We start from the raw sequence: 22,198 nt of genomic DNA, 5'->3' as shown, positions 1-22,198 counted from the left end.
TCCCCCTAACGGGCATGTTTGTACGCTCTGGCGGATGGCTCCGTTCGTCCGATGTACGTTCATCAAAGACATAGACGCATGACACCGCCATGCAAATAAAAAAGGCGGGACCAAATGTCCCGCCTTTGATTTCGACAGCGTTTGCCGCTTATTCCGCCGCGACCCGGATGACATTTTCATCCGACGCTGGATGGTTGTCGTTGTGCTGCACCAGCGGACGGTTGCCCGTCAGCTTACGGACCAGCACGTAGAAGACCGGCGTCATGAAGATGCCGAAGAAGGTCACGCCGATCATGCCGGCAAAGACCGCGACACCCATGGCAGCGCGCATTTCCGCACCCGCACCCGTGGAGACCACCAGCGGCACGACACCCATGATGAAGGCCATGGAGGTCATCAGGATCGGGCGAAGGCGCAAACGGCTTGCCTCGATTGCCGCTTGAACCGGTGTCCGGCCTTCGAACTCCAGTTCGCGGGCGAATTCCACGATCAGGATCGCGTTCTTCGCCGATAGACCGACAAGGACCACCAGGCCGATCTGGGTGAAGATGTTGTTATCTCCACCCGTCAGCCAGACACCCGTCAAGGCGGCCAGCACACCCATCGGCACGATCATGATGATCGCAAGCGGCAAAGTGAGGCTTTCATACTGGGCGGCCAGCACGAGGAAGACCAGGAGCAGCGCCAGCGGGAAGACCAGTACACCGGAATTGCCCGCCAGGATCTGCTGATAGGTCAGATCCGTCCACTCGAAGCTGATGCCCTTCGGCAGCGTCTCGTTGGCGATCTTTTCGATCGCGGCCTGAGCCTGGCCGGAGGAGAAGCCCGGAGCAGGACCGCCGTTGATATCGGCGGAGAGGAAACCGTTATAACGGTTGGTCCGCTCCGGCCCGGTCGTCGCGCTGACCTTCAGCAACGCCGACAACGGGATCATCTGGCCCGATGCCGAACGGACCTTCAACTGGCCGATGTCGTCCGCCTGGGCGCGGAACTTCGCATCGGCCTGCACGCGGACGCTGTAGGTGCGGCCGAAGGCATTGAAGTCGTTGACATAGAGCGAACCCAGATAGATCTGCAGTGTTTCGAAGACATCGGTCACGGAGACGCCGAGCTGCTCGGCCTTCGCGCGATCGAGGTCAGCAAAGAGCTGCGGAACGTTGATCTGGTAGGCGGAGAAGATGCCGGTTAGCTCAGGCGTCTGATAAGCCTTGCCGATGACAGCCTTGGTGGCTTCATCGAGCGCCTGGTAGCCGAGGCCGGCGCGGTCTTCGAGCTGCATCTTGAAGCCGCCCGTCGTGCCGAGGCCGTTGACCGGCGGCGGCGGGAACATCGCAATGAAGGCATCCTGGATGACCCCGAACTTCTGGTTCAGGGACATGGCAATCGCACCGCCGGAAAGTGCGGGCGACTTACGCTCCTCGAAATCCTTCAGCGTCACGAAGACGATGCCGGCATTCGAGGAGTTCGTGAAGCCGTTGATCGACAGACCCGGGAAGGCGATTGCGTGGGCAACGCCGGGTTCGGCCATGGCGATATCGCTCATCCGCTTGATAACGTCTTCGGTCCGGTCAAGGCTTGCGGCATCCGGCAGCTGGGCAAAACCGATCAGATATTGTTTGTCCTGTGCCGGCACGAAACCACCCGGAACGGCATTGAAGACGCCGTAGGTCGCACCGGCCAGCGCCAGGTAGATGACCATGACGATACTCTTGCGCGACAGCAGGCCACCGACACCTTTGCTATAGCCCCTCGAACCGGCACCAAAGGCGCGGTTGAAGCCGCGGAAGAACCAGCCGAAGATGAAGTCCATGCCGCGCGTCAGCCAATCACGCTTGGCGTGGTGATCCTGCAGCAAGAGCGCTGCCAGCGCCGGAGACAGCGTCAGCGAGTTGAGGGCCGAGATAACCGTCGAGATCGCGATCGTCAGCGCGAACTGGCGATAGAACTGACCCGACAGGCCACTGATGAAGGCGAGCGGCACGAAGACCGCGACGAGCACCAGCGCGATCGCGATGATTGGACCGGAAACTTCCTTCATGGCCTTGTAGGTCGCAGCCCTCGGACTGAGCCCATTCTCGATGTTGCGCTCGACGTTTTCGACGACGACGATCGCATCGTCCACCACGATACCGATCGCCAACACCAGGCCGAAGAGGCTGAGTGCGTTGATCGAGAAGCCGAAGACGTACATCACCGCAAAGGTGCCGATGATCGACACCGGAACGGCGATCAGCGGGATGATCGAGGCACGCCATGTCTGCAGGAACAGGATCACGACAAGAACGACGAGCGCGATGGCTTCAAGCAGCGTATCGACGACCTTCTCGATCGACGAACGAACGAACTTCGTCGTGTCGTAGACGATCTCGTAGCTGACCCCGTCCGGCATCGCGGTCTTCAGCTCTTCCATCGTCTTCTGGACCTCGTCCGAGATGGTGATGGCGTTGGAACCCGGAGACTGGAAGACCGGAATGGCAACCGCCGGCTTGCCGTCGAGGATCGAGCGCAGCGAATAATCGGCAGCGCCGAGCTCGACGCGCGCAACATCGCTAAGCCGGGTGATCTCGCCGTTGGCGCCCGTCTTGACGATGATGTTGCCGAACTGCTCCGGCGTCTGCAGGCGGCCCTGGGCGTTCACGTTGAGCTGCAGATCGGTGCCCGGCAGGCTCGGCGAAGCGCCGATCGTACCGGCAGCGGCTTGGACGTTCTGCTCGCGGATCGCATTGGTGATATCACTGGCGGCGAGGTTATGCTCGGCAGCCCTCTGCGGATCGATCCAGACGCGCATCGAATAGTCGCCCGAACCGAAGACCTGGACCTGGCCCACGCCATCGATGCGCGCCAGGCGGTCCTTAATGTTGAGGACGCCGTAGTTGCGCAGATAGGTTATGTCGTAGCGGTTGTCCGGCGAGATCAGGTTGACGACCATCATCAGGTCCGGCGAACTCTTGACCGTCGTGATGCCGATGCTCTTCACCTCTTCCGGCAGGCGGGGTTCGGCCTGCGAGACGCGGTTCTGCACGAGCTGCTGCGCCTTATCCGGGTCGGTGCCGAGCTTGAAGGTCACCGTCAGCGTCATGACGCCGTCGGAGGTTGCCTGGCTGGACATGTAGAGCATGCCCTCCACGCCATTGATCTGCTCTTCGAGCGGTGTGGCAACCGTCTGTGCGATGACTTCCGGGTTGGCGCCTGGATAGGTGGCACGCACGACGATCGACGGCGGCACGACCTCCGGATATTCGGAAATCGGCAGTGCCCTCAAGCCGATCAGACCGGCGACGAGGATGAGGACCGAAAGCACGCCGGCAAACACCGGGCGGTCCACAAAAAATCTGGAGATGTTCATTTCAAAGCCCTCTCCGGGATGAACTTGGATGCAAAGCCCCTGTCCGGCGGTTGGGGGACCGCCGGCGGGTCATTTAGTTGGGTCATTCTCGCTTCTCCCCAGCTGGGGAGAAGATGCCCGTCAGGGCAGATGAGGGGTGAGCGACGCAATAAGCGACGGGCGCGTTTGCCGCGACCGCTCCTCATCCGACCCTTCGGGCCACCTTCTCCCCGCTGGAGAGAAGGGAATAGCCGACGCCTACTTGGCCGCCACCTTCTCTTCCATCTGCGGTTCGACGATCGCGCCCGGACGGATGCGCTGCAAGCCATTGACGACGATCGTGTCGCCCGGGTTCAGCCCGCTTTCGACGACGCGAAGGCCGTCGCTTACATTGCCGAGCTGAACCGGCCGGTAGCTGACCTTGTTCTCGCCGTCGACGACGAAGACGAACTTCTTGTCCTGATCGGTACCGATCGCGCGTTCGCTGACCAGAATCCTGTTTTCGGCTTTCGGCTGCCCCATGCGGACGCGCACGAACTGGCCGGGAAGTAGCTTGCCGCCCGGATTGTCGAACACGGCACGTACCCCGATCGTGCCGCTTGCGGCATCGACCTGATTGTCGACCAATTGGAGCTTGCCCTTGATCGGCGTGCCCTCGTCGGCGAGCGTGCCGACTTCAACCGGGATCTGTTCGAGCGCACGGACTGCACCGTCGCTAGCCGGAAGCTGCGACAGCGCCTTCGTCACCATCTCCTCGCTGGCGTTGAAGCTCGCATAGATCGGATCGACCGAGACGAGCGTCGTCAGCGCCGGTGAAGCCGAGCCTGCGGCGACAAGGTTGCCGGCGGTGATTTCCAGCTTGCCGACGCGGCCGGAAACCGGAGCCCGGACCTCAGTATAACTGAGATCGAGCTGAGCCGATCGCAGCGCCGCCTGCGCGGTACGAAGCCCTGCCTGCGCCTCGGTATAGGCGCTCTGGCGCTGGTCCATATCGCTCTGCGAGATCGTGCGGCTATCCGAAAGCCGGCGGCCGCGCTCAAGCTCGATCTGCGCCAGGCTGACCTTGGCCTCGGCAGAAGCCTCCTGCCCTTCGGCCTGCGAAACCGCGGCCTGATAGGGGGCCGGATCGATCGTGAAGAGCAAATCGCCGGCCTTCACCAGCGCACCTTCGCGGAAGTGAGCCGACTGGATGGCGCCCGCAACGCGGGAACGCACCTGAACCCGGTCGACCGCTTCCAAACGGCCAGAGAATTCTTCCCAAGCAGTTACATTACGGGCAGCAACGACAGAAACCGTCACCGGTACGGCGGGAGCCTGTGCAGGAGCGGAAGCAGCCGTGGCAGCAGTGCTCATCGGCAATTCAAAAAAGATGGCGGCTGCTGAAACAGACGCAACAAGCCCTATGCCAGCGCCCACCAGGGCCCAGCGCTTCTTTCTGGACGTCATTGGTACTCTCCTTGCGGCCTTTTGCGGCCGGCGATAATCAGTTCGTTTTCAATGCAATTGGTGTTGAACGCTTAACTCCTGAACGAAACTTCCGAACTCGCGGCTGATGCTTTCCTGCCAGTTCGAGGTGCCGACCGTTTTCCCGCCGTAGATAGATGGCCAGCCTGTCCCGGCGGGGAGGATATGCTGGCGGACCCCGACGCCTGCCTCTTTGAGGCGGGCGGCATAACCGACGGTCTCGTCGCGCAGAGGATCGTCTTCCGCGGTGAAAATCAGCGCCGGCGCAACCCCGGCAATGCGCGAACAGAGGCAGGGTGCCGCATAGGGGTGGCAGCCGCCACCGCTGAGATAGTGGCTCCACCCTTCCGTCCAGCTCTGGCGCATGCCGATGCCGTCCGCCTTGCGGACGGAGGACGTGCCCATGAACGGATCGAGGAGCGGCGAAAGCAGGATCTGGCCGTCGAGCGCGTTGGCATAATGATCGCGTGCCTTCAGCGCTACACCCGCGGCAATATTACCGCCAGCCTCTTCGCCGGCGATCAGAAGCAGTGAATTGCGATCGCCAATGCCGGAGGCGCGCTTGTTGGCAAGATAGGAAAAAAGGGAGTAACCGACTTCGAGCGGTTTCGGAAAGACGTTGCCGAGCGGCGCATTATAGTCAGGGACCGCAACGATCGCACCGGCTTTCGCCATGCTCTCAGCAACCGCACTTTCCTTGATGCCGGACTGCAGGAAGGCGCCGCCGTGAAAGAACAGAACGATGGGCGCCCCCTTGCCGAACTCGGCGCCCTGATAGACGCGCGCGGAAATGGGGCCGATAGCCACCTTCTCCAGCACCATGTCTTTCACCTGCACCGTCATCGGTCGGGCTTTCGCTTAATGGGATATAACGCACGGCAAGCGGCCATAGCTTGCCAATCTTACAAAAAAGATATTGTTATTCACACCGCGGAATAAGAAGCTGTATTATGATTACACTGTTCCGAATTTCGAATAATATCGCAGTGCAAACTGTGGAGATTTCCGATGGACCAGCTCTCGGCAATGCGCGCCTTCATACGCGTCGTTGAGACGGGCAACTTTACACGGGCGGCTGACACGCTCGCAATGCCCAAAGCAACAATCACCAATCTCATCCAGGGACTGGAAGCGCATCTGCGCACCAAGCTGCTCAACCGCACGACGCGGCGCGTCATGGTCACGACCGACGGCGCGCTTTATTACGAACGCGCCTCCCAGATTGTTTCGGAACTGGAAGAGCTCGACGGCAGCCTTTCCAATTCCCAGAGTCTTCCAACCGGCCGCTTACGCGTTGAAATGTCAGGCGCTTTTGCCGACACCATTATCGTGCCGGCGCTCTGCGACTTTTATCTGAAATACCCGGATATCCGCATCGATCTCGGCGTCAGCGACCGCACCGTGGACTACCTTGCGGAGAATGTCGATTGCGCCCTTCGCGCCGGCACGCTCGCCGATCAGTCGTTGATCGCAAGGCGGGTGTCGGAAATCGAAATGGTCACCTGCGCATCGCCCCGCTACATCGAGAAATTCGGCATGCCCTCACGCCCGGAAGAACTCGAAAGCAGCCATTACGGCATTAACTATTTCCGCGCGCAGACCGGCCGCATGATGCCGTTCGTGTTCAAGAACGGCAATGAAGAGATAGAGGTGAACCCGAGATACATCGTCTCGGTGAATGACGGCAGAACATTCATGAGTGCGCTCACCAACGGCCTCGGCGTTGGCCAAATGCTCCGTTTCATGACGCGCGAAGCAATCGCAAAGGGAGAACTCGTTCAAGTTCTGCCGGAATGGAAGCGCGATCCGCTGCCGCTCTACGTCGTCTATCCGCCGAACCGGCACCTGAGCAACAAGGTGCGTGTTTTCGTGGACTGGATGGTAAAACTGCTTGCCGACGCGAAGCTCAACGACGCTTGAAAACGGAAGCGGCCCGGAAGGCAGGGAAACCTTCGACGGGCCGCGATCGGATAAACTTCGAATTTCGAGCCCGCCGCGTCACCAGGGAAAATGGCCCGGAAGGCTTTTGGAGGTTGGCGTCCGGGATGGGGATTTCCGTTCGCTCCTTCCCCAACAGATATAATTGCATCCGGTCGGATTGTAAGACCGTAACTTCGAGCATCACCGTTCAGAAAAACGGAACAATGCCGCTGAACCTCAACCCCTAACGTGAGTCTTGAGCAAGTCTTCGAGGCCGATGCGGCGATACATCTCGGCGCGAACCCGGTCGGCAACGCCGCTTACGATCTCCGCGCCATCTTGCGACGGGTCGATATGCATGCGGAACGGGCGGCTCCCGAAGGGCATGGCGACGACGTCGGCAATGGCGGCGGCAACCGAGCCCGCATCGGCATCGGCGGGCTCCAGTGCGGCAAGACCGTTCAACGCCTGCTCCGGAACGCCCTTATAGGGGCCTTCGCTGTGTGGCCTTCCCTAGCAAGGGCGCGGGCAGTGAGAGCGCCGAAGCCGCTCGATGCACCGGTGATGATGATAACTTGCTCGCTCATTGTCCCAGTCCTTCTTTCGTGAGGTGAATTGAGATGGTTGGCTCGATGTTGCGCATCAGACCATGCCGCCGTTGGCGCGCAGGACTTGGCCGTTGATCCAGGAGCCGTCCGGACCGGCGAGGAACGAGACGGAGGCAGCGATATCTTCGGGCGTGCCTAGGCGCTCGAGCGGGTTCATCTTCGACATGCGGCCGACGAGTTCGTCGGATTTGCCGTTGAGGAAGAGATCGGTGGCCGTCGGGCCGGGAGCGACCGCATTCACAGTGATGTTCCGGCCGCGCATTTCCCTCGACATGATCGCCGTCAGCATTTCGACGGCGGCCTTGGTGGCGGCGTAGACGCTGTAGGTCTCAAGCTTGGCGCCGACGACGCTGGTCGAGAAGTTGATGATCCGGCCGCCGTTGCGCAGGCGCTTGCCGGCCTCGCGGAGCGTGTTGAAGGTGCCCTTGAGGTTGACGCTGACCTGGCGGTCGAAATTGGCATCATCGGCGTCGGCGATCGAAGACAGCATCATGATGCCGGCATTGTTGACGAGAACGTCGATGCCACCGAAGGCCGCTTCGGCCGCATCGAACATCCGTCGCACGGCCTCTGGTTCGCTGACGTCGGCCTTCGCCGTCAGAGCTTTGCCGCCGGCCTGCTCGATCTTCTGCACCAGTTCTTCGGCGGGAGCCGCGTTGCCGGAATAGTTAATGACGACGGTAAAGCCGTCCTTGGCGAGACGTTCCGCGACAGCGGCGCCTATGCCGCGGGAAGCGCCGGTTACAAGGGCGATCTTGTTGTTATTGCTTGTCATTTTCTTTCTCCTTCGTTCATTTGCGCCGTAGCGCGTTTCGATGAGGAGAAGATGCCGCTTTTCAATCTGCGGATAATCATGCATTCTTCGGCATCACTATCCGAAAAATACGAACAAATAGAATGGACAGATTCGATGCCATGCGGGTCTTCTCCCGCGTCGTGGAACGCCGCAGCTTTACGCTCGCAGCCGAGGACACCGGACTGCCGCGCTCGACGGTGACTGATGCCGTCAAGCAGCTCGAAGCCCGGCTTGGCGTCCGCCTGCTGCAACGCACCACCCGCCATGTCAGCCCGACGCTCGACGGCGAAGCCTACTATCAGCGCTGCCTTTCGATTCTGGCCGACATCGAGGACGCCGAGGGGGCCTTTGCCGGTGTCAAGCCGAAGGGCATGTTGCGAGTCGATGTGCACGGCACGCTTGCCCGGCATTTCGTGCTGCCGAGCCTGCCGTCCTTCCTGGAGATGTATCCGGATATCGAATTTTACATGAGCGAGGGCGACCGGCTGGTCGATCTCGTGCGCGAAGGCATCGATTGCGTGTTGCGCGTCGGCGTGCCGCAGGACAGCGATATGATCGCCCGGCGCGTGGCGATGCTGGAGGAGATTACCCTCGCCTCACCCGCCTACATCGAGCGCCATGGCATGCCGGAACATCCAGACAGCCTCGATGGCCACCGTATGGTCGGCTTCCGGTCCAGCGCAACGGGCGGGCTGCTGCCGCTCGAATTCATCATCGACGGTCAGGTCCGCAATGTCATGATCCCGGCCACTGTCTCCGTCAATGCAGCCGAGAGCCTTCATGCGGCGGCGCGCTACGGGCTAGGCATCATCCAGGTGCCGCGCTATCACGCCGGACGCTACATCGCCTCCGGCGAGCTGATAGAGATACTGAAGGGCTTCCCGCTGACGGAAACACCAGTCTCGCTCCTCTACCCGCGCAACCGCCAGCTTTCGCCCCGGGTCCGTGTCTTCATCGACTGGCTGGTGAATATCTTTGCGCAGCAGCGGACAAATTTCGGGTAGCGGTGCCCGGCACGCGATGATATCCGCCGGAATCAAACGACGGGAACTTGAATGACGAATAAGGGTGCCATTGGAAAGGCTGCCTTGACCGGCGGCGACCTCCGAAGCTTCTTCGAGCGCGACGCGATCGCCGTCGCCCGCGATCTCATCGGCTGCCACCTGCTTGTCAACGGCGTGGGCGGGCGCATCACGGAGACGGAGGCCTATTTCCCGCATGACGAAGCCTCGCACAGTTTCCGCGGCCCGACCAGGCGCAACGGCGCGATGTTCGGCCCGCCGGGTAACGTCTATATCTACCGCATCTACGGCATGTACTGGTGCCTGAACTTCGTCTGCACGCCGGGCTCGGCCGTTCTGATCCGCGCGCTCGAACCTGAAAATGGCATCGCCCATATGATCGAGCGCCGTGGCACCGATGTGCTCACCCAGCTCTGCAGCGGTCCCGGCAAGCTTTGCCAGGCGCTCGATATCGACATCGCCATCAACAACCGTCTTCTCGACCGCCCGCCTTTTTCGATCTCGCCCTCCGCACCAGTTCCGATCATCTCGGGCCTGCGTATCGGCATAACGAAAAATGCCGAAGTTCCATGGCGCTTCGGCATTCAGGGCTCGCGATATCTGAGCAAGCCGTTCCGCTGATCATTCCATCACCGCTGTGGTCCGTTGATACGGGCGCAGCCTTGGGCTTGCGCAAGAGCAGCGCCAGCGGCATCATCGCGAGCGACATCAGCATCAGCAGCTTGAAGTCGTCCATATAGCGCTTCCTCCCCGCCTGAAGGACGGGGTTTCCGCGCGCGGTTCCGATGATCGTCGATTCCGCAGGGCACGGTTAAGGCCAGCTTCCGAAACCAGGAATTCGGGTGTCTGGAGCGCCGCTGGCAAGAGTTGATTGTCGAAACCGGTAATCCCGGTCAGTTTCTCAAACTGCCGGCGATTGACGTTTGCAATTTTTGTCCACTGACGTTTATAGTCCGATTTCAGAGAGTTACCGGAGCAGAACTTCGGCCTTTTTTGCATGCTGGCACGCCTGCCGGACGGCATGCTGTGTGACAAGGATAGCAAGACGAACGCGGGAAAACCGGGTTTGACACAGCAGATATGAATCGCATCGTTACCGCATAAGTTTGGCGGCATACCGGCCGCCCAGAATGGGGGATCGTTATGCTTTACTCTCTTCGCAACATACTGACGCTTGCCTGCCTTTCCATGCTTTCGCCGATCGTCGCGATTGCCCAGGAAGCTCCGCCTGCCCCGCCCGTCACGGTTGCAAAACCCGTCGTTCGCGATGTCGTCGACAGCGACGAGTTCATCGGCCGCTTCCAGGCTGTCGACGAGGTCTCGGTGCGATCGCGCGTCGGCGGCTACCTGCAGGAAGTACATTTCACCGATGGCGCGATGGTCAAGAAAGGCGACTTGCTCTTCGTCATCGATCAGCGCCCCTTTGTCACTGCGTTCAATGAAGCAACCGCTGCGCTTGAAGTCGCCAAATCGACATTGATTTACGCCGAGGCGCAGTTCAAACGCGCAGAGTCACTCGCCACCAGCGGCAGCCAGTCGGTTTCGACGCTCGATGACCGGCGCCGCGAATGGGTATCCGCTCAGGCCAACGTCCGCGGCGCCCAGGCCACGGCAGATCGGGCCACGCTCGATCTCGAATATACGAAGATTACCGCCCCGATCAGCGGCCGCATCGACCGGCGGCTGATCTCGGTCGGCAACCTCGTCCAGGCCGACCAGTCGGTGCTGACGACGATCGTTTCGCTCGATCCGATCGACTTCTATTTCGACGTCGACGAGCGCCGGCTGTTGAACTTCGCGCAGACGGCGCGTGCGCGCGGCAGCGACCTTCAGCAGGGCGGCGGCGGTCTTGAGGTGCAGGTCCGCATCACGGATGCCAACGAAAAGCCGTTCACAGGCAAGCTCGATTTCGCCGAAAACCGGGTCGACAGCCAGACCGGCACGATGCGGGTCCGCGCCCGCTTCGACAACCCGGGCTTCGTGCTCCAGCCGGGCCTTTTCGGCCGTGTGCAGGTGGAGGCGTCCAACGTCTACAAAGCCATTTTGGTGCCGGACGAGGCGATCGGCACCGACCAGAACCAGCGCGTCGTTTATGTCGTCGGCGAGGACGGCACGGTTTCCACCAAGCCCGTGCGCCCCGGCCCGCGGCTTTACGGCTACCGCGCCATCCGAGAAGGCATGGACGGCAAGGAAACCATCGTCATCAACGGTTTGATGCGTGCCCGCCCCGGAGCCAAGATCACGCCGCAGATGACCGAGCTGCCGCAGAGCCGCGAGGACATCCCGCCGGAAGCCGCAGGCATGGAGTTCGCGCAATGAGATTCGCGCATTTCTTTGTCGACCGGCCGATCTTCGCGTCCGTCCTCTCCATAGTTCTGCTCATTCTCGGCGGCCTCGCCTATTTCCAGTTGCCGGTGGCGCAGTTTCCCGAAATAGCACCGCCCACCATCGTCGTGCGCACCAACTATCCCGGCGCCGACGCCCAGACCGTCGCCGACACGGTCGCAACGCCGCTCGAGCAGGAAATCAACGGCGTCGAGAACATGCTCTATATGTCCTCCTACTCGACTGACGACGGGTCGATGTCGCTGACAATCACCTTCAAGCTCGGTACCGATCTGGATACGGCGCAGGTTCTCGTCCAAAACCGGGTAGCGATCGCCGAACCGCGCCTGCCCGATGAGGTTCGCCGCAACGGGGTCACCACCGCGAAGAGTTCACCCGACCTGATGATGGTCGTGCATATCCTGTCTCCGAACAGCCGCTACGATCAGCTTTACGTTTCAAACTATGCCCGCAGCCGCATCCGCGATGTGCTGGTGCGTCTCGACGGCGTCGGAGACCTCACCATCTTCGGCGAGCGCGAATATGCCCTTCGCATCTGGCTCGATCCGCAAAGGCTGGCCGCTTATAGCATGACCCCGAACGATGTGGTGGCTGCCTTGCGCGAACAGAACGTGCAGGTTTCGGGTGGCTCGATCGGCGGGCCGCCGGCTTCGGGCATAAACGCATTCCAATACACCGTGACGACGCAGGGCAGGTTCTCCGATGCGCGGCAGTTCCGCTACGTCATTGTGAAAGCGACAGAGAACGGCCGCCTCGTACAGCTGCAGGACATTGCCCGCATCGAGCTCGGCGCCAAGCAATACGTCACCAACAGCTACCTCGACGGCAAGCCGGCGGTGGCGCTCGGCATCTTCTCGCGTCCGGGCACAAACGCGCTCGCTACCGCCGCCGAAATCAAGGCGAACATGGAACAGCTCGCCGAGGACTTTCCCCCAGGGCTGGCTTACAACATCGTCTACAATCCGACCGAGTTCATTTCCGAGTCGATATCAGAGGTCTACAAGACCATTTTCGAAGCGGCCGTGCTGGTCGCAATTGTGGTGCTGGTCTTTCTGCAATCTTGGCGCACGGCCATCATCCCCATCGTCGCGATCCCGGTGTCGCTGATCGGCACTTTCGCTTTCCTGCTCGCCTTCGGCTTCTCGCTCAACATGCTGACGCTCTTCGGGCTCGTGCTCGCTATCGGCATCGTGGTAGACGATGCGATCGTCGTCGTCGAGAACGTCGAGCGAAATCTGGCCAAGGGCATGACGCCGAGGGAAGCGGCGCATGTGACCATGGACGAGGTCGGAACGGCGGTCATCGCGATCTCCCTGGTTCTCATCGCCGTGTTCGTCCCAACAACCTTCATCCCAGGCATTACCGGCCAGTTCTACCGGCAGTTTGCGGTGACGATCTCGGTCGCAACGGCAATCTCGGCGGTCAACTCGTTGACATTGTCGCCAGCCATCGCTGCGCTCGTGCTGCGGCCGCACCAAGAACATGCGAAGGAGACGCGAAATCCGTTCACGCGACTGGGCCGCGGCCTCGCCAACGGCTTCAATCGCGGCTTCGACCGAATGAGCAACGGCTACTCATGGATTGTTCGCCGCACCGTTTCGACAAAGACCGCCCTGTTCTGTGCGCTGCTGGTATTTGCGGGACTGCTGGCATCGACCTACTACATGGGTCGAATCGTCCCGAGTGGCTTCATCCCCAATATGGACCAGGGCTATGCAATCGTCGTCCTCCAATTGCCCGAGGGCGCCTCGCTCAACCGAACCGATGCCGTCGTGCAGCAGGCGGCGGAAGTCATCCGCAACACGCCCGGCGTCTCAAATGCGGTGGCCTTTGCAGGCTTCAGCGGCGCCACCTTCACCAACGCGTCCAATCAAGGCGTTGTCTTCGCACCCTTCGACACCTTCGAACACAGGCTTGAGCAGGGTCTGAGCGCCGGCCGGATCATCGGTCAGCTCTACCAAAACCTGCAGAGCATCCAGGAAGCCTTCATTATTGCCATCCCGCCGCCGTCGGTCAGGGGTATTGGCAATTCCGGCGGCTTCAAGATGCAGCTGATGGACCTCGAAAGCGGCGACATGCGGCGGGTTCTGGCCCTTGCCCAGCAGATGATGGGTACCGCCAATCAGACGCCCGGGCTGACCGGCGTCTTCACGACCTTCTCCGAATCGAGCCCGCAATTTTTTCTCAATATCGATCGCGACAAGGCACGCATGCTGAACGTCCCGATCTCGAACATATTCGATACGCTCTCGATCAATCTGGGCACATCCTATGTCAACGACTTCAATGCTTTCGGCAGAGTCTATCAGGTGCGGGCGCAGGCCGATCAACAATTCCGCCTCGAGCGGGACGACATCCTTGCCCTGAAGGTCCGGTCGGCGACGGGCGCACTCGTGCCGTTGGGAACCCTCATCGAAGTCCAGGACCGGAGCGGTCCGGCGCTCGTCCAGCATTACAATATGTATGTTTCGGTACCGCTACAGGGCAATCCGGCGGCGGGTGTGTCGACCGGCACCGCCCTCGACAGCATGGAGAAGATCGCGGGTTCGCTACTGCCCTCGGGAACGACCTTCAACTGGACCGAGCTCGCCTTTCAGGAGCGCGGCACCGGCAATACGGCGATCTATATTTTCGCGCTTTCGGTGATCTTCGTCTTTCTGGCGCTGTCGGCGCAATATGAAAGCTGGGTGCTGCCGCTTGCGATCATCCTGATCGTGCCGCTCGCGATCCTTGCGGCGCTGCTGGGCGTGCATCTTCGCGGGATGGACAACAACATCCTGACCCAGATCGGCCTCATCGTGCTAATCGGCCTTGCGGCAAAGAACGCGATCCTGATCGTTGAATTCGCGAGGCAAGCGGAAGAGGACGGTAAGACGCCGGTGGAGGCGGCGATCGAGGCCAGCCATCTGCGCCTTCGCCCGATCCTGATGACGGCATTCGCCTTCATCTTCGGCGTCGTGCCGCTGATGATCGCGACGGGGCCAGGCGCGGAAATGCGCCAATCGCTCGGTACCGCCGTCTTCTCGGGCATGCTTGGCGTTACGATCTTCGGCCTGTTCCTGACCCCTGTTTTCTACGTCGTGCTGCGCGCGCGCCGCCGCAAAGTCGCGCCGAAAGGGCAACCGGTCGAAGAAACAGGTTGATCTTTACGAAGGGCGCTGCTCAAGCGGGCGGCGCTTGGGTGCTTCGCTGGACAGGAGCTTGCGCAGCGGCTTCTCGACCATCTCATAGGCCGCAATTCCGAGCAACGTTCCACCGCAAATGGCCGCAACCACGGCTACGCCGCCCGGAATTCCGAGAATTCCTGCAGCCTTGATGGCAACCGATACCGCAAGCGTATGCCACAGGTAGATGGAATAGGACGCATCACCGAGATAGGTGAGCAGCGGCACGCGGCCGATGCTGCCGTCGGCCTCCAGCGAGACCATGCCGAACACCAGCGCCATCGCCAGCGGTCCGCATATGAATTCGTCGAACCCGGCACCTATCAGGTGAATCGCCGCAAAACCGCAGAGTGCGGCGCCGACGCAGGCAAGCCCGAGGCTGTTGCCGGCGATCCAACGGCGCAGCCACAGTTCGGCGATGAAGACACCGCCGAGGAATTCCAGGAGGATCGGCCGCGTATAGGTGGCGAGCATCGGCGAAGATGGCTTCCATATGAGACCGATCAGGAAGAAGAAACCGAACGCCACGGAGAGGACAAGCAGCCGCCACTGGCGCGGCAGGAACAACGCGCCCGCAAACAGGACATAAAAGAACATTTCGAAATTGAGCGTCCAACCCTGGACTAGGACCGGCCAGATCTCGCCGCTGCTCGGCGAGCGCACGGGAATAAAGGAGAGCGAGCCCAGGACATGGCCAGCGTCAAGCTTCAGGTTCGGAAACAATCCTGCCAGCGCTCCGCCGATCATGATGACCGTCACCAGCCAGTATGAAGGTGCGATACGGCGGATGCGGTCAAGAAGGAAGTGCTGCGGCGTCAGGGGCTTGCGGTCGCTGATCACCCACATGATGAAGCCGCTGATGACGAAGAAGACGTCGACGCCGGCGGCGCCAATCGCGAAATGCCCGCCGCTTCTTTCTGCCGCGTGGAAAACGACGACCGCCAGTGCCGCAAAGGCACGCAAATATTGGATCCCGTATAGGGTCTTCATGCATATCCCTCATCACGCCACTTTCGGCGGCGTACATGCAAAAAAAATCAGGAACGCACGGTCGCAGCAGATTGGTAACGCTGCAGGCCGGCCATCGCCGAGCGCTGGCGCGCGCCGACAAGCTTTCCCGCGGAAAAATAAAGAAGAAAGGTACCGACATTATAGGGCGTCAGAACGTCGATCTCCACGAACGAACGGATCAGAAGCAGCACGGTGATACCGAAAAGAACATAGGATTCATCGTTGCGCACATCCTCGATCAGCCGGCGCAGATGCCCCCAGAGGGTCGCGATGATCGTGACAGCAAGGATGAGCACGGCGATCAGGCCGAGTTCGACGGCCGTCTCGATATAGGTGTTATGAAAATGGAACCCGGCTCTCGAGGCGATGAAGAATTCCTTCCATAGCCGCTCGGGCTCTGCGAAGCCCTGAACCCAATAAGCCTGATAACCGATGCCGATGGCCGCGTTCTGCGCCGCAGCCTCGATACCCTGCTGCCAGAGATAGGTGCGGCCCGTCAGGGTCGAATCCTTGCCGAAGATGCCGAGCACCGCGTCGATAGCGCCCAGATAGACACCTGCTACTACCAGGATGACAGCCGCGACGCCGCCGCCGACCACCAGCAGCTTGCGCTGTTGCGGCGACAACATGAGCACGACGCGAAAGCCTATCAGCAGCGCGACGATTGCCGCCGTCGTGATGACCGAGGTGGCCGATTGCGAGGCAAGCAGGCAATAGGCCGCCATGAGCCCGACCACGCCCGACGCCATCATCCAGAGGCGTCGCTCGCCATAAATGAAGACGGCGGCAAAGGCGAAGATGATGCCCAGCGACGCATAAAAGCCGAGCTGGTTCTTCGACGCAAAGGCGCCAACGAAACTGTAGGTCCCGTCGAGCACGTCATATTCGTAGTAGCCGAAGAGGATCGAATAGAGCAGCACGATCGCCGCACCCGCCACCGAACCAAGCGTCAGCGTCCGGACATCGAGCACGCGCACGGCAATCAGCGCGCAGATCACCTGCGTCAGATACTGGATGCTCGCCCTCAGCGACACGCTCGGCACGGCCGACCAGAAGACGGAGAGGAAAGCGAAAGCGGCAAAGGCGAACAGCCAGATGAACCGGCTGTAGCTGCCGAGCACCTTGCGGTAATTGACGGCGACGAGCGGCAGCCACAAGGCATAGTAAAACAGGATCGCCACCTGTCCGAAACGGATCGAGTAGGCAAAGCAGAAGAGCGAGAGCGCAACCGCCGGAATGGCGTAAAGCTCGTTCTCCCCCGGTTTTATCAGCAACGATTTGGCGATCCGCATACCAGTCTCCGCTATCTCATTGCAACCCCGGCGGTGACCCTGATCAGGTCGCCCGGCTGCAATGCGGTATTTTCCTGGACCGGAATTTCCTTCGACAGGCCGTCAACCTCCCGCATGATGGAATAGCTGATGCTCGCGGCATTCTGAGGATCGAAGCGGGCGGCGTCGTTCGATTGTGCCAGGGCTTCCGACATCAATGCATCGCTGGTCGCAATCTTCAGATTGAGTGTATCGAGTTCGGATTCCGTGTCCTGCAATTCCTGCGACAGTTTGGCGTCCCAGTCGTTCCGCAGGGTGATCTCGTCCTGATTGGCCTGGCTGATGTCCTGCTTGGCCTTCAAGATGTTGGTATCGATATCGAGAAGCGTTGCCTCGGTATCGGCGGCGCGCTGCTCGGCGGCCATCTTTCGGGCGCTAAGCGCAAGGCCTTTCTCGGCAAGGTTTTCGACTTTGTCGCGATCTTCCTTGGCAAGCTCGAGCTGGCGCGTTTGCGTCTCGGTCTTCTTGCCGAGAGACTCGATTTCGGCCTGCAACAGCGATTTCAGGTCGTCCAGTGCCTGAAGCTGCAGTGTGAGACGCTTCTTGCGCGTATTCATCAATGCCATTTCGCTGGCAAGCAGGGCCTTTGCCTCGGGCAGATCCGTGAGTTCCTTCGGCATTTCGATCGTGTCGCTCTTGGCAATTTCCGCCTGCAACCGAGCCTTGCGGGCAATGAGCCGGTTGCGCTCCGTCGTATAGACGACGGCATCGCCCTTGGCATTTATGAAGTCGCGGGCAAAGCGCTGGCCGGCATCGGCCCGCCGCAGGCCACCAGCCAGGCTGACGGCCTTCACGACTGTCAGATTGGGCGCGAAGGGATATTCGCCGGGGTTTTCCACATCGCCGGTCATGAAGACCGGCCGGAATTGAGCAAGTTCGACGGATGCCGACGGCCGGTCCTTGAGGCCGAACTGCTTCTGCAGCGCGGCGCCCGATTTCCTTCGCGATTGCATCCGTCGTCTTTCCGGAGGCTGGGAGGTCGCCTACGAATGGCAGTGAAAGGCTGCCTGAGGGGCCGATCGTGTAATCGCCACTCACCACTGACCAGTCGCGGATCGCGCCTTCCGCCGTTTGCCATTCGGCAACGCGGATGCGCAGCTTGTCCATGGTGCCGAGCTGGTAGTCGGCAGCCCGGGCAAAGCCGGAGGACCCGATCAATATGCCAAGCCCCGCAACGAAAGCGAGGCCGTGCATAAACGAATTTTCAAGCAGGTTGCGGCGCAACAGGATTTCTCTCATTCAGTCTTCCTCGTAAATCGGCACGGCAAGCCAAAAGCAGTACCGTACGTTACTTGGCGTATATGGAAGCGGCTTCTCAGTAGCTGCCGCGCTGCATGCAGACGGCGGGAATCGTCTGTGCAATGATCTTCACATCGCGGATGAGCGACCAGTTTTCGACGTAGTGAGTATCGAAAGCAACGCGGGCAGCATAGGACACATCATTGCGTCCGCTGATCTGCCAAAGGCCGGTAAGGCCCGGACGCGCCTGCAGATAGTAGACGGCTGAGGACTCGTAGAGCTCCAGTTCGTCAAGAACGACGGGCCGCGGCCCGACAACGCTCATTTCGCCGCGGAGAATATTGATGAGCTGGGGCAGTTCATCGAGGCTGAGCTTGCGAAGCACGCTTCCGACCGCGGTCACCCGCGGATCGTCCTGCAGTTTTCGCGTTGCGCACCATTCTTCCATTGCCTTCGGGTTGTTGCGCAGATGCTCCTGCAGGACCTTGTCGCCATTGACGGCCATGGTCCGGAACTTCAGGCAACGGAACTCCTGGCCGTTGTGGCCAATACGGCGATGCCCATAGAAAGCCGGCCCCTTGTCGGAGAGCTTTACAAGCAGCATCACCATTAAAAATATCGGGCTCAGGAAAAGGAGCCCGAGCGAGGCAGCTGAGATATCGAATGCCCGTTTCATGATTCCGCCGGTCGGCGGAAACGCATTCGCATGAACCACGCCAAAGAATGGCGTATCGTCCGATCTCGTCGCAGACTTCATAGAGTTAACTCCACTTATGTTTGCCGTTTGGTCGGTATGCCCAGGCCGCTAAGCTAGCGCTGACGAATAAGGAGTGTATGGGCGGAATTTGTTTTTTTAAGCCACAATTTCATGGCGATTGTGTAACGGCCCGTTTCAGGCGTGTCTTGATCACATTTCTTTGTTTAAGGGTTCTCTAAATTTCATATTCAAAGCATGCAATGTTTTTGAATAGACTCTGTGCGGCGCACTAAAGGTCTTCGTATTTGCTTCGCATCGCAAAAAGATTGAAGAATAGATCTTTCTACGCCTTTCAGGTGACATTTGGCTAAGCAATGAGGGCACTACCCGGAGTAGGTCAACTATATTGTCTTATCGCCAATTTATTGCATTGCACCATCAATTTTGCACCGCACACTCAAATCGATTTAGATGAAAACTTTGTAATAAAAGTTGAACGCATTTGGCTCTCATGCGTTGGTTCGGTAGGCAAATGTGACGCAAAGTACCGCGTGCAATGTCAAAATTCGGACAACCTGGAGTAAAATCGACACATTTAGCTACCCGAATGCGTCACGGCATTCCTTAACGAGGCGTCGTCGATTTTACCCAAATCGGGAAAGAAACCTTAAACCGAATACTGTAGAAAAGAGGCAATGGATGAAAAAGAATGTCCTCGTTCGGTTGAAACGAGGAGCCTTCTAAAATATACAAAGTAAAGGGTCCTTAGGGAGGAAGCCCGAATTCAATGACTGTTCATTGAACGAACCTCCCCAAGGGAGGCAAGGCTATGTATGCACCTCGCGTTTTCGTCAGCATGATCGGCGCTTTGGCCGTTTTTGCGGTTGCGACCTATTGGCTGAACGGCTCACTGACGACGACACTGATCGACACGGTGATCTGTGCGGTTCTCCTGCAAATCGGCTATTTCGGTTGCGTCCTTTTCCTCGTGTGGAAGGAAGCGAAGGCGCACAACACGCAAGGCACTATGGCGGTATCCCATGTACCGGCCCGCAGCGACGACAAGGAGAAGATTCCTGTCTCGCCCTTCAATGGCTCCGAGCCTTTCAACCGTTAAAAACAAGTCTTTTCGGGCGGTGAACGATAGCGCCCGAACGATCCCGTAACATCTTTTGAAGGTTTTTTACATTGCCGCCGACGCGGCGACGTCCTAACTCTTGCGCGAGACAACGGAGGGTACGACGTGGTTGAAATGGCTCAGGCAAGTGTTTGCGTGATCATCGCCGCCAAGAACGCGGCCGATACGATCGGAATGGCTGTCGCTTCGGCTTTACGCGAAAAAGAAGTGGCTGAAGTCGTCGTCATCGACGACGGATCCGGCGATGGAACCGCCGACGCCGCCAGATCTGCCGATGACGGCAGCAGTCGCCTGAACGTCGTTTCCTTCGAGAAGAACAGAGGCCCATCGGCCGCCCGCAATCACGCGATCGAAATCTCCACCGCGCCGCTGATCAGCATTCTCGATGCCGACGATTTCTTTTTCGAAGGCCGGTTCAGCCGCATGCTTGCGGAGGATGACTGGGATTTCGTCGCCGACAACATTGCCTTCGTCGAGGCAGAGACCGTGATGCGCGCGCCTCAGCAACTCGACCATTTCCCGGACCGTCCCCTGTTTCTCGACCTGGTGACCTTCATCGACGGCAATATCTCGAAGCGGGGCGTCCGGCGCGGCGAAATCGGCTTCCTGAAACCGGTGATGCGGCGCGCGTTTCTCGATACTCACAAGCTGCGCTATCGCGAGGAGATGCGTCTCGGTGAGGACTACGACATCTACGTCCGGGCCTTGGCCAACGGCGCGCGCTACAAGGTGATCCATAGCTGCGGCTACGGCGCCGTCGTGCGTGGCAACTCGTTGAGCGGCAGCCACCGGACAGAGGACCTCCGCAAGCTCTACGAAGCCGACCAAGCGATTCTGGCCAGCGGCAGCCTGACGCCGGAAGCCGCCGCGGCCGTCCGCCGCCATGAGAGGCATGCCCGGGGCAAATACGAGCTTCGCCATTTCCTCGATATCAAGAGGCAGTCGGGCGCTGGTGCGGCCTTGCGCTACGCCCTCGCTCATCCTTTCGCCGTTCCGGCGATTGCCGGCGGCATCTTCATGGACAAAACGGAACGCTTCCGCAGCCCCGGTGGAGTCGAGATCGCCACCAGAGGCGCCGGCGGCCTCAGATATCTGCTGGCCTCACCGGCCGAATAGCCAGCGCTACTTCGAAAGCTTGCCGCCGGCGATCTGAAGAGCGCTCGCAAACAGGGCCGGATCGCGCCACGCCCAGCGGGCCAGCATTTGGAAGTCCGGCAGGCGGCGCCTGCGCACCAGGCGCGCCTGGCTCCAGAGCGCCTGTTTCCGCGCCCGGTTCTTGTAGGCCTTGATGGTCTCAATTTCGACCGGGCGCTTCGAAAAGCGGCTTTCAAGCCGGTCGAGCGCCATCCAGGTGATGAACTGCTGCTTGAGAAACTGCGGTGAGTCGTTGTCGACGCCGTGAAAGATGTTGATGCCCTCGCCGCGCAAGGCACCCGGCTCCACGCAAAGAAGAACGCGCCGCGCCGCAAGCATGCAATCGCAGAAGAACAGCACGTCCTCCGCCGCCAGCCGCAGCGCAGCGTCGAAGCGCACCTTCTCGATCAGCGGTCGGCCGATGACCATGCACGACATGTGGAGGAAGGCCCAGTTCTTGAGCATCACGCTGGCAATATCCGGAATCTCGAGCAGAAGCGGGTGTTCGCAAAGGCGTACCGCCTTTTCGCTGGCCTCCAGGTCGGCGATGCTGAAATGATAATCGAATTCCTCGCCGCCGTGGATCGACGCCCAATAGCAGTCGGCATCGAACCTCTGCAGCGCATCATAGGCATTCTGCAGGTGTTCGTGCGTCCACAAGTCGTCGGAATCGAGGAAGGCTGCGAAGCGCGTTGCCGCCGGAACATTGTCGAGGCCGGTATTACGCGCCCCGCCCGGTCCCGCATTCGCCTGCTTCACGACGGCAATCCGCGATCTCTGCTCTTCGACAAGCGGCTTCAACTCGTCCTCGGCGGGATAAGGCGACTGATCATCGACGACAATCACATCGAAGTCCTGAAAACTCTGCGCAAAGACCGAGGCCAACGCGCGGCGAAGAATACCGTCCTCGCGTTGATAAAAGGGGATAATGATCGTAAAGGTCGCCATTCTTTCTCCTGAAGAGCCGTCCGGTGGGCACATAGGGCCGAGACCGTACCAAGCA

Annotated in this window: 15 protein-coding genes and 2 pseudogenes; 7 read left to right on the top strand and 10 right to left on the bottom strand. The window is 60.1% G+C overall.

Annotation, left to right across the window (positions count from 1 at the left end):
- Positions 1 to 148 precede the first annotated feature (148 nt).
- The 3 genes from ACZ9BX_RS00620 to ACZ9BX_RS00610 form a co-directional block, all read right to left on the bottom strand.
- Positions 149 to 3,346, bottom strand: coding sequence for an efflux RND transporter permease subunit (locus ACZ9BX_RS00620; protein ID WP_476214979.1), 3,198 nt, complete (start codon positions 3,344 to 3,346; stop codon positions 149 to 151).
- Between the two features lie 237 nt (positions 3,347 to 3,583).
- A complete protein-coding gene (locus ACZ9BX_RS00615) occupies positions 3,584 to 4,771 on the bottom strand; it encodes an efflux RND transporter periplasmic adaptor subunit (protein ID WP_476214977.1) in 1,188 nt (395 codons plus the stop codon).
- 48 nt (positions 4,772 to 4,819) lie between these two features.
- Positions 4,820 to 5,632, bottom strand: coding sequence for an alpha/beta hydrolase fold domain-containing protein (locus tag ACZ9BX_RS00610; RefSeq protein ID WP_476214975.1), 813 nt, complete (start codon positions 5,630 to 5,632; stop codon positions 4,820 to 4,822).
- A 165-nt stretch (positions 5,633 to 5,797) separates the two neighbouring features.
- Between ACZ9BX_RS00610 and ACZ9BX_RS00605 the strand changes: the two genes are divergently transcribed.
- Positions 5,798 to 6,709, top strand: coding sequence for a LysR family transcriptional regulator (locus ACZ9BX_RS00605; protein ID WP_027510111.1), 912 nt, complete (start codon positions 5,798 to 5,800; stop codon positions 6,707 to 6,709).
- Positions 6,710 to 6,946: 237 nt separating this feature from the next.
- Here the strand turns inward: ACZ9BX_RS00605 and ACZ9BX_RS00600 are convergent.
- Positions 6,947 to 7,213, bottom strand: a pseudogene (locus ACZ9BX_RS00600) (oxidoreductase); the annotation flags it as partial.
- Positions 7,214 to 7,351: 138 nt separating this feature from the next.
- Entirely contained in the window at positions 7,352 to 8,092 is a 741-nt protein-coding gene (locus ACZ9BX_RS00595; protein WP_476214973.1) for an SDR family oxidoreductase, read from the bottom strand.
- Between the two features lie 122 nt (positions 8,093 to 8,214).
- Here ACZ9BX_RS00595 and ACZ9BX_RS00590 point away from each other — a divergent pair, with 122 nt between their 5' ends.
- From ACZ9BX_RS00590 to ACZ9BX_RS00575, 4 genes are all read left to right on the top strand, one after another.
- Positions 8,215 to 9,117 carry a LysR family transcriptional regulator gene (locus tag ACZ9BX_RS00590; protein WP_476214971.1) on the top strand — a complete coding sequence of 301 codons (903 nt, stop codon included), beginning with the start codon at positions 8,215 to 8,217 and terminating at the stop codon, positions 9,115 to 9,117.
- A 51-nt stretch (positions 9,118 to 9,168) separates the two neighbouring features.
- Complete coding sequence (locus tag ACZ9BX_RS00585) at positions 9,169 to 9,756, top strand: DNA-3-methyladenine glycosylase (protein WP_476214970.1); 588 nt, start codon at positions 9,169 to 9,171, stop codon at positions 9,754 to 9,756.
- A gap of 522 nt (positions 9,757 to 10,278) precedes the next feature.
- Positions 10,279 to 11,454 carry an efflux RND transporter periplasmic adaptor subunit gene (locus ACZ9BX_RS00580; RefSeq protein WP_132564228.1) on the top strand — a complete coding sequence of 392 codons (1,176 nt, stop codon included), beginning with the start codon at positions 10,279 to 10,281 and terminating at the stop codon, positions 11,452 to 11,454.
- On the top strand, positions 11,451 to 14,624 hold the full coding sequence (locus tag ACZ9BX_RS00575; RefSeq protein WP_476214967.1) for an efflux RND transporter permease subunit: 3,174 nt from the start codon (positions 11,451 to 11,453) through the stop codon (positions 14,622 to 14,624). Before ACZ9BX_RS00580 ends, ACZ9BX_RS00575 begins: the two co-directional genes overlap by 4 nt.
- A gap of 3 nt (positions 14,625 to 14,627) precedes the next feature.
- On the opposite strand, the gene ACZ9BX_RS00570 is transcribed toward ACZ9BX_RS00575, so the two are convergent.
- From ACZ9BX_RS00570 to ACZ9BX_RS00555, 4 genes and pseudogenes are all read right to left on the bottom strand, one after another.
- Positions 14,628 to 15,635, bottom strand: a complete 1,008-nt coding sequence (locus ACZ9BX_RS00570) for an acyltransferase family protein (protein ID WP_476214965.1) — start codon at positions 15,633 to 15,635, stop codon at positions 14,628 to 14,630.
- A gap of 47 nt (positions 15,636 to 15,682) precedes the next feature.
- Positions 15,683 to 16,948, bottom strand: coding sequence for an O-antigen ligase family protein (locus ACZ9BX_RS00565; protein WP_476214963.1), 1,266 nt, complete (start codon positions 16,946 to 16,948; stop codon positions 15,683 to 15,685).
- 11 nt (positions 16,949 to 16,959) lie between these two features.
- Positions 16,960 to 18,181, bottom strand: a pseudogene (locus tag ACZ9BX_RS00560) (polysaccharide biosynthesis/export family protein).
- 121 nt (positions 18,182 to 18,302) lie between these two features.
- Complete coding sequence (locus tag ACZ9BX_RS00555; protein WP_476214961.1) at positions 18,303 to 18,983, bottom strand: sugar transferase; 681 nt, start codon at positions 18,981 to 18,983, stop codon at positions 18,303 to 18,305.
- Positions 18,984 to 19,752: 769 nt separating this feature from the next.
- On the opposite strand from ACZ9BX_RS00555, the gene ACZ9BX_RS00550 reads away from it, so the two are divergent.
- A complete protein-coding gene (locus ACZ9BX_RS00550) occupies positions 19,753 to 20,040 on the top strand; it encodes an exopolysaccharide production repressor protein (protein ID WP_476214959.1) in 288 nt (95 codons plus the stop codon).
- 135 nt (positions 20,041 to 20,175) lie between these two features.
- Complete coding sequence (locus ACZ9BX_RS00545) at positions 20,176 to 21,177, top strand: glycosyltransferase family 2 protein (protein WP_476219857.1); 1,002 nt, start codon at positions 20,176 to 20,178, stop codon at positions 21,175 to 21,177.
- A gap of 6 nt (positions 21,178 to 21,183) precedes the next feature.
- Here ACZ9BX_RS00545 and ACZ9BX_RS00540 read toward each other — a convergent pair whose 3' ends face one another.
- Positions 21,184 to 22,143 (bottom strand): glycosyltransferase family 2 protein, encoded by a 960-nt coding sequence (locus tag ACZ9BX_RS00540; RefSeq protein WP_476214957.1) that lies wholly within the window; start codon positions 22,141 to 22,143, stop codon positions 21,184 to 21,186.
- Positions 22,144 to 22,198: the final 55 nt, after the last annotated feature.

It is taken from the genome of Rhizobium sp. USDA 3886, assembly GCF_056279785.1.
The sequence above is the reverse complement of the archived record's forward strand: the minus strand, read 5'-3'. Positions and strand labels throughout refer to the sequence as shown.

Bases quoted from the DNA above. Each gene is read 5' to 3' on its own strand.
- ACZ9BX_RS00620 (WP_476214979.1), bottom strand. From the start codon at position 3,346: ATGAACATCTCCAGATTTTTTGTGGACCGCCCGGTGTTTGCCGGCGTG.
- ACZ9BX_RS00615 (WP_476214977.1), bottom strand. From the start codon at position 4,771: ATGACGTCCAGAAAGAAGCGCTGGGCCCTGGTGGGCGCTGGCATAGGG.
- ACZ9BX_RS00610 (WP_476214975.1), bottom strand. From the start codon at position 5,632: ATGACGGTGCAGGTGAAAGACATGGTGCTGGAGAAGGTGGCTATCGGC.
- ACZ9BX_RS00605 (WP_027510111.1), top strand. From the start codon at position 5,798: ATGGACCAGCTCTCGGCAATGCGCGCCTTCATACGCGTCGTTGAGACG.
- ACZ9BX_RS00595 (WP_476214973.1), bottom strand. From the start codon at position 8,092: ATGACAAGCAATAACAACAAGATCGCCCTTGTAACCGGCGCTTCCCGC.
- ACZ9BX_RS00590 (WP_476214971.1), top strand. From the start codon at position 8,215: ATGGACAGATTCGATGCCATGCGGGTCTTCTCCCGCGTCGTGGAACGC.
- ACZ9BX_RS00585 (WP_476214970.1), top strand. From the start codon at position 9,169: ATGACGAATAAGGGTGCCATTGGAAAGGCTGCCTTGACCGGCGGCGAC.
- ACZ9BX_RS00580 (WP_132564228.1), top strand. From the start codon at position 10,279: ATGCTTTACTCTCTTCGCAACATACTGACGCTTGCCTGCCTTTCCATG.
- ACZ9BX_RS00575 (WP_476214967.1), top strand. From the start codon at position 11,451: ATGAGATTCGCGCATTTCTTTGTCGACCGGCCGATCTTCGCGTCCGTC.
- ACZ9BX_RS00570 (WP_476214965.1), bottom strand. From the start codon at position 15,635: ATGAAGACCCTATACGGGATCCAATATTTGCGTGCCTTTGCGGCACTG.
- ACZ9BX_RS00565 (WP_476214963.1), bottom strand. From the start codon at position 16,948: ATGCGGATCGCCAAATCGTTGCTGATAAAACCGGGGGAGAACGAGCTT.
- ACZ9BX_RS00555 (WP_476214961.1), bottom strand. From the start codon at position 18,983: ATGAAGTCTGCGACGAGATCGGACGATACGCCATTCTTTGGCGTGGTT.
- ACZ9BX_RS00550 (WP_476214959.1), top strand. From the start codon at position 19,753: ATGTATGCACCTCGCGTTTTCGTCAGCATGATCGGCGCTTTGGCCGTT.
- ACZ9BX_RS00545 (WP_476219857.1), top strand. From the start codon at position 20,176: ATGGCTCAGGCAAGTGTTTGCGTGATCATCGCCGCCAAGAACGCGGCC.
- ACZ9BX_RS00540 (WP_476214957.1), bottom strand. From the start codon at position 22,143: ATGGCGACCTTTACGATCATTATCCCCTTTTATCAACGCGAGGACGGT.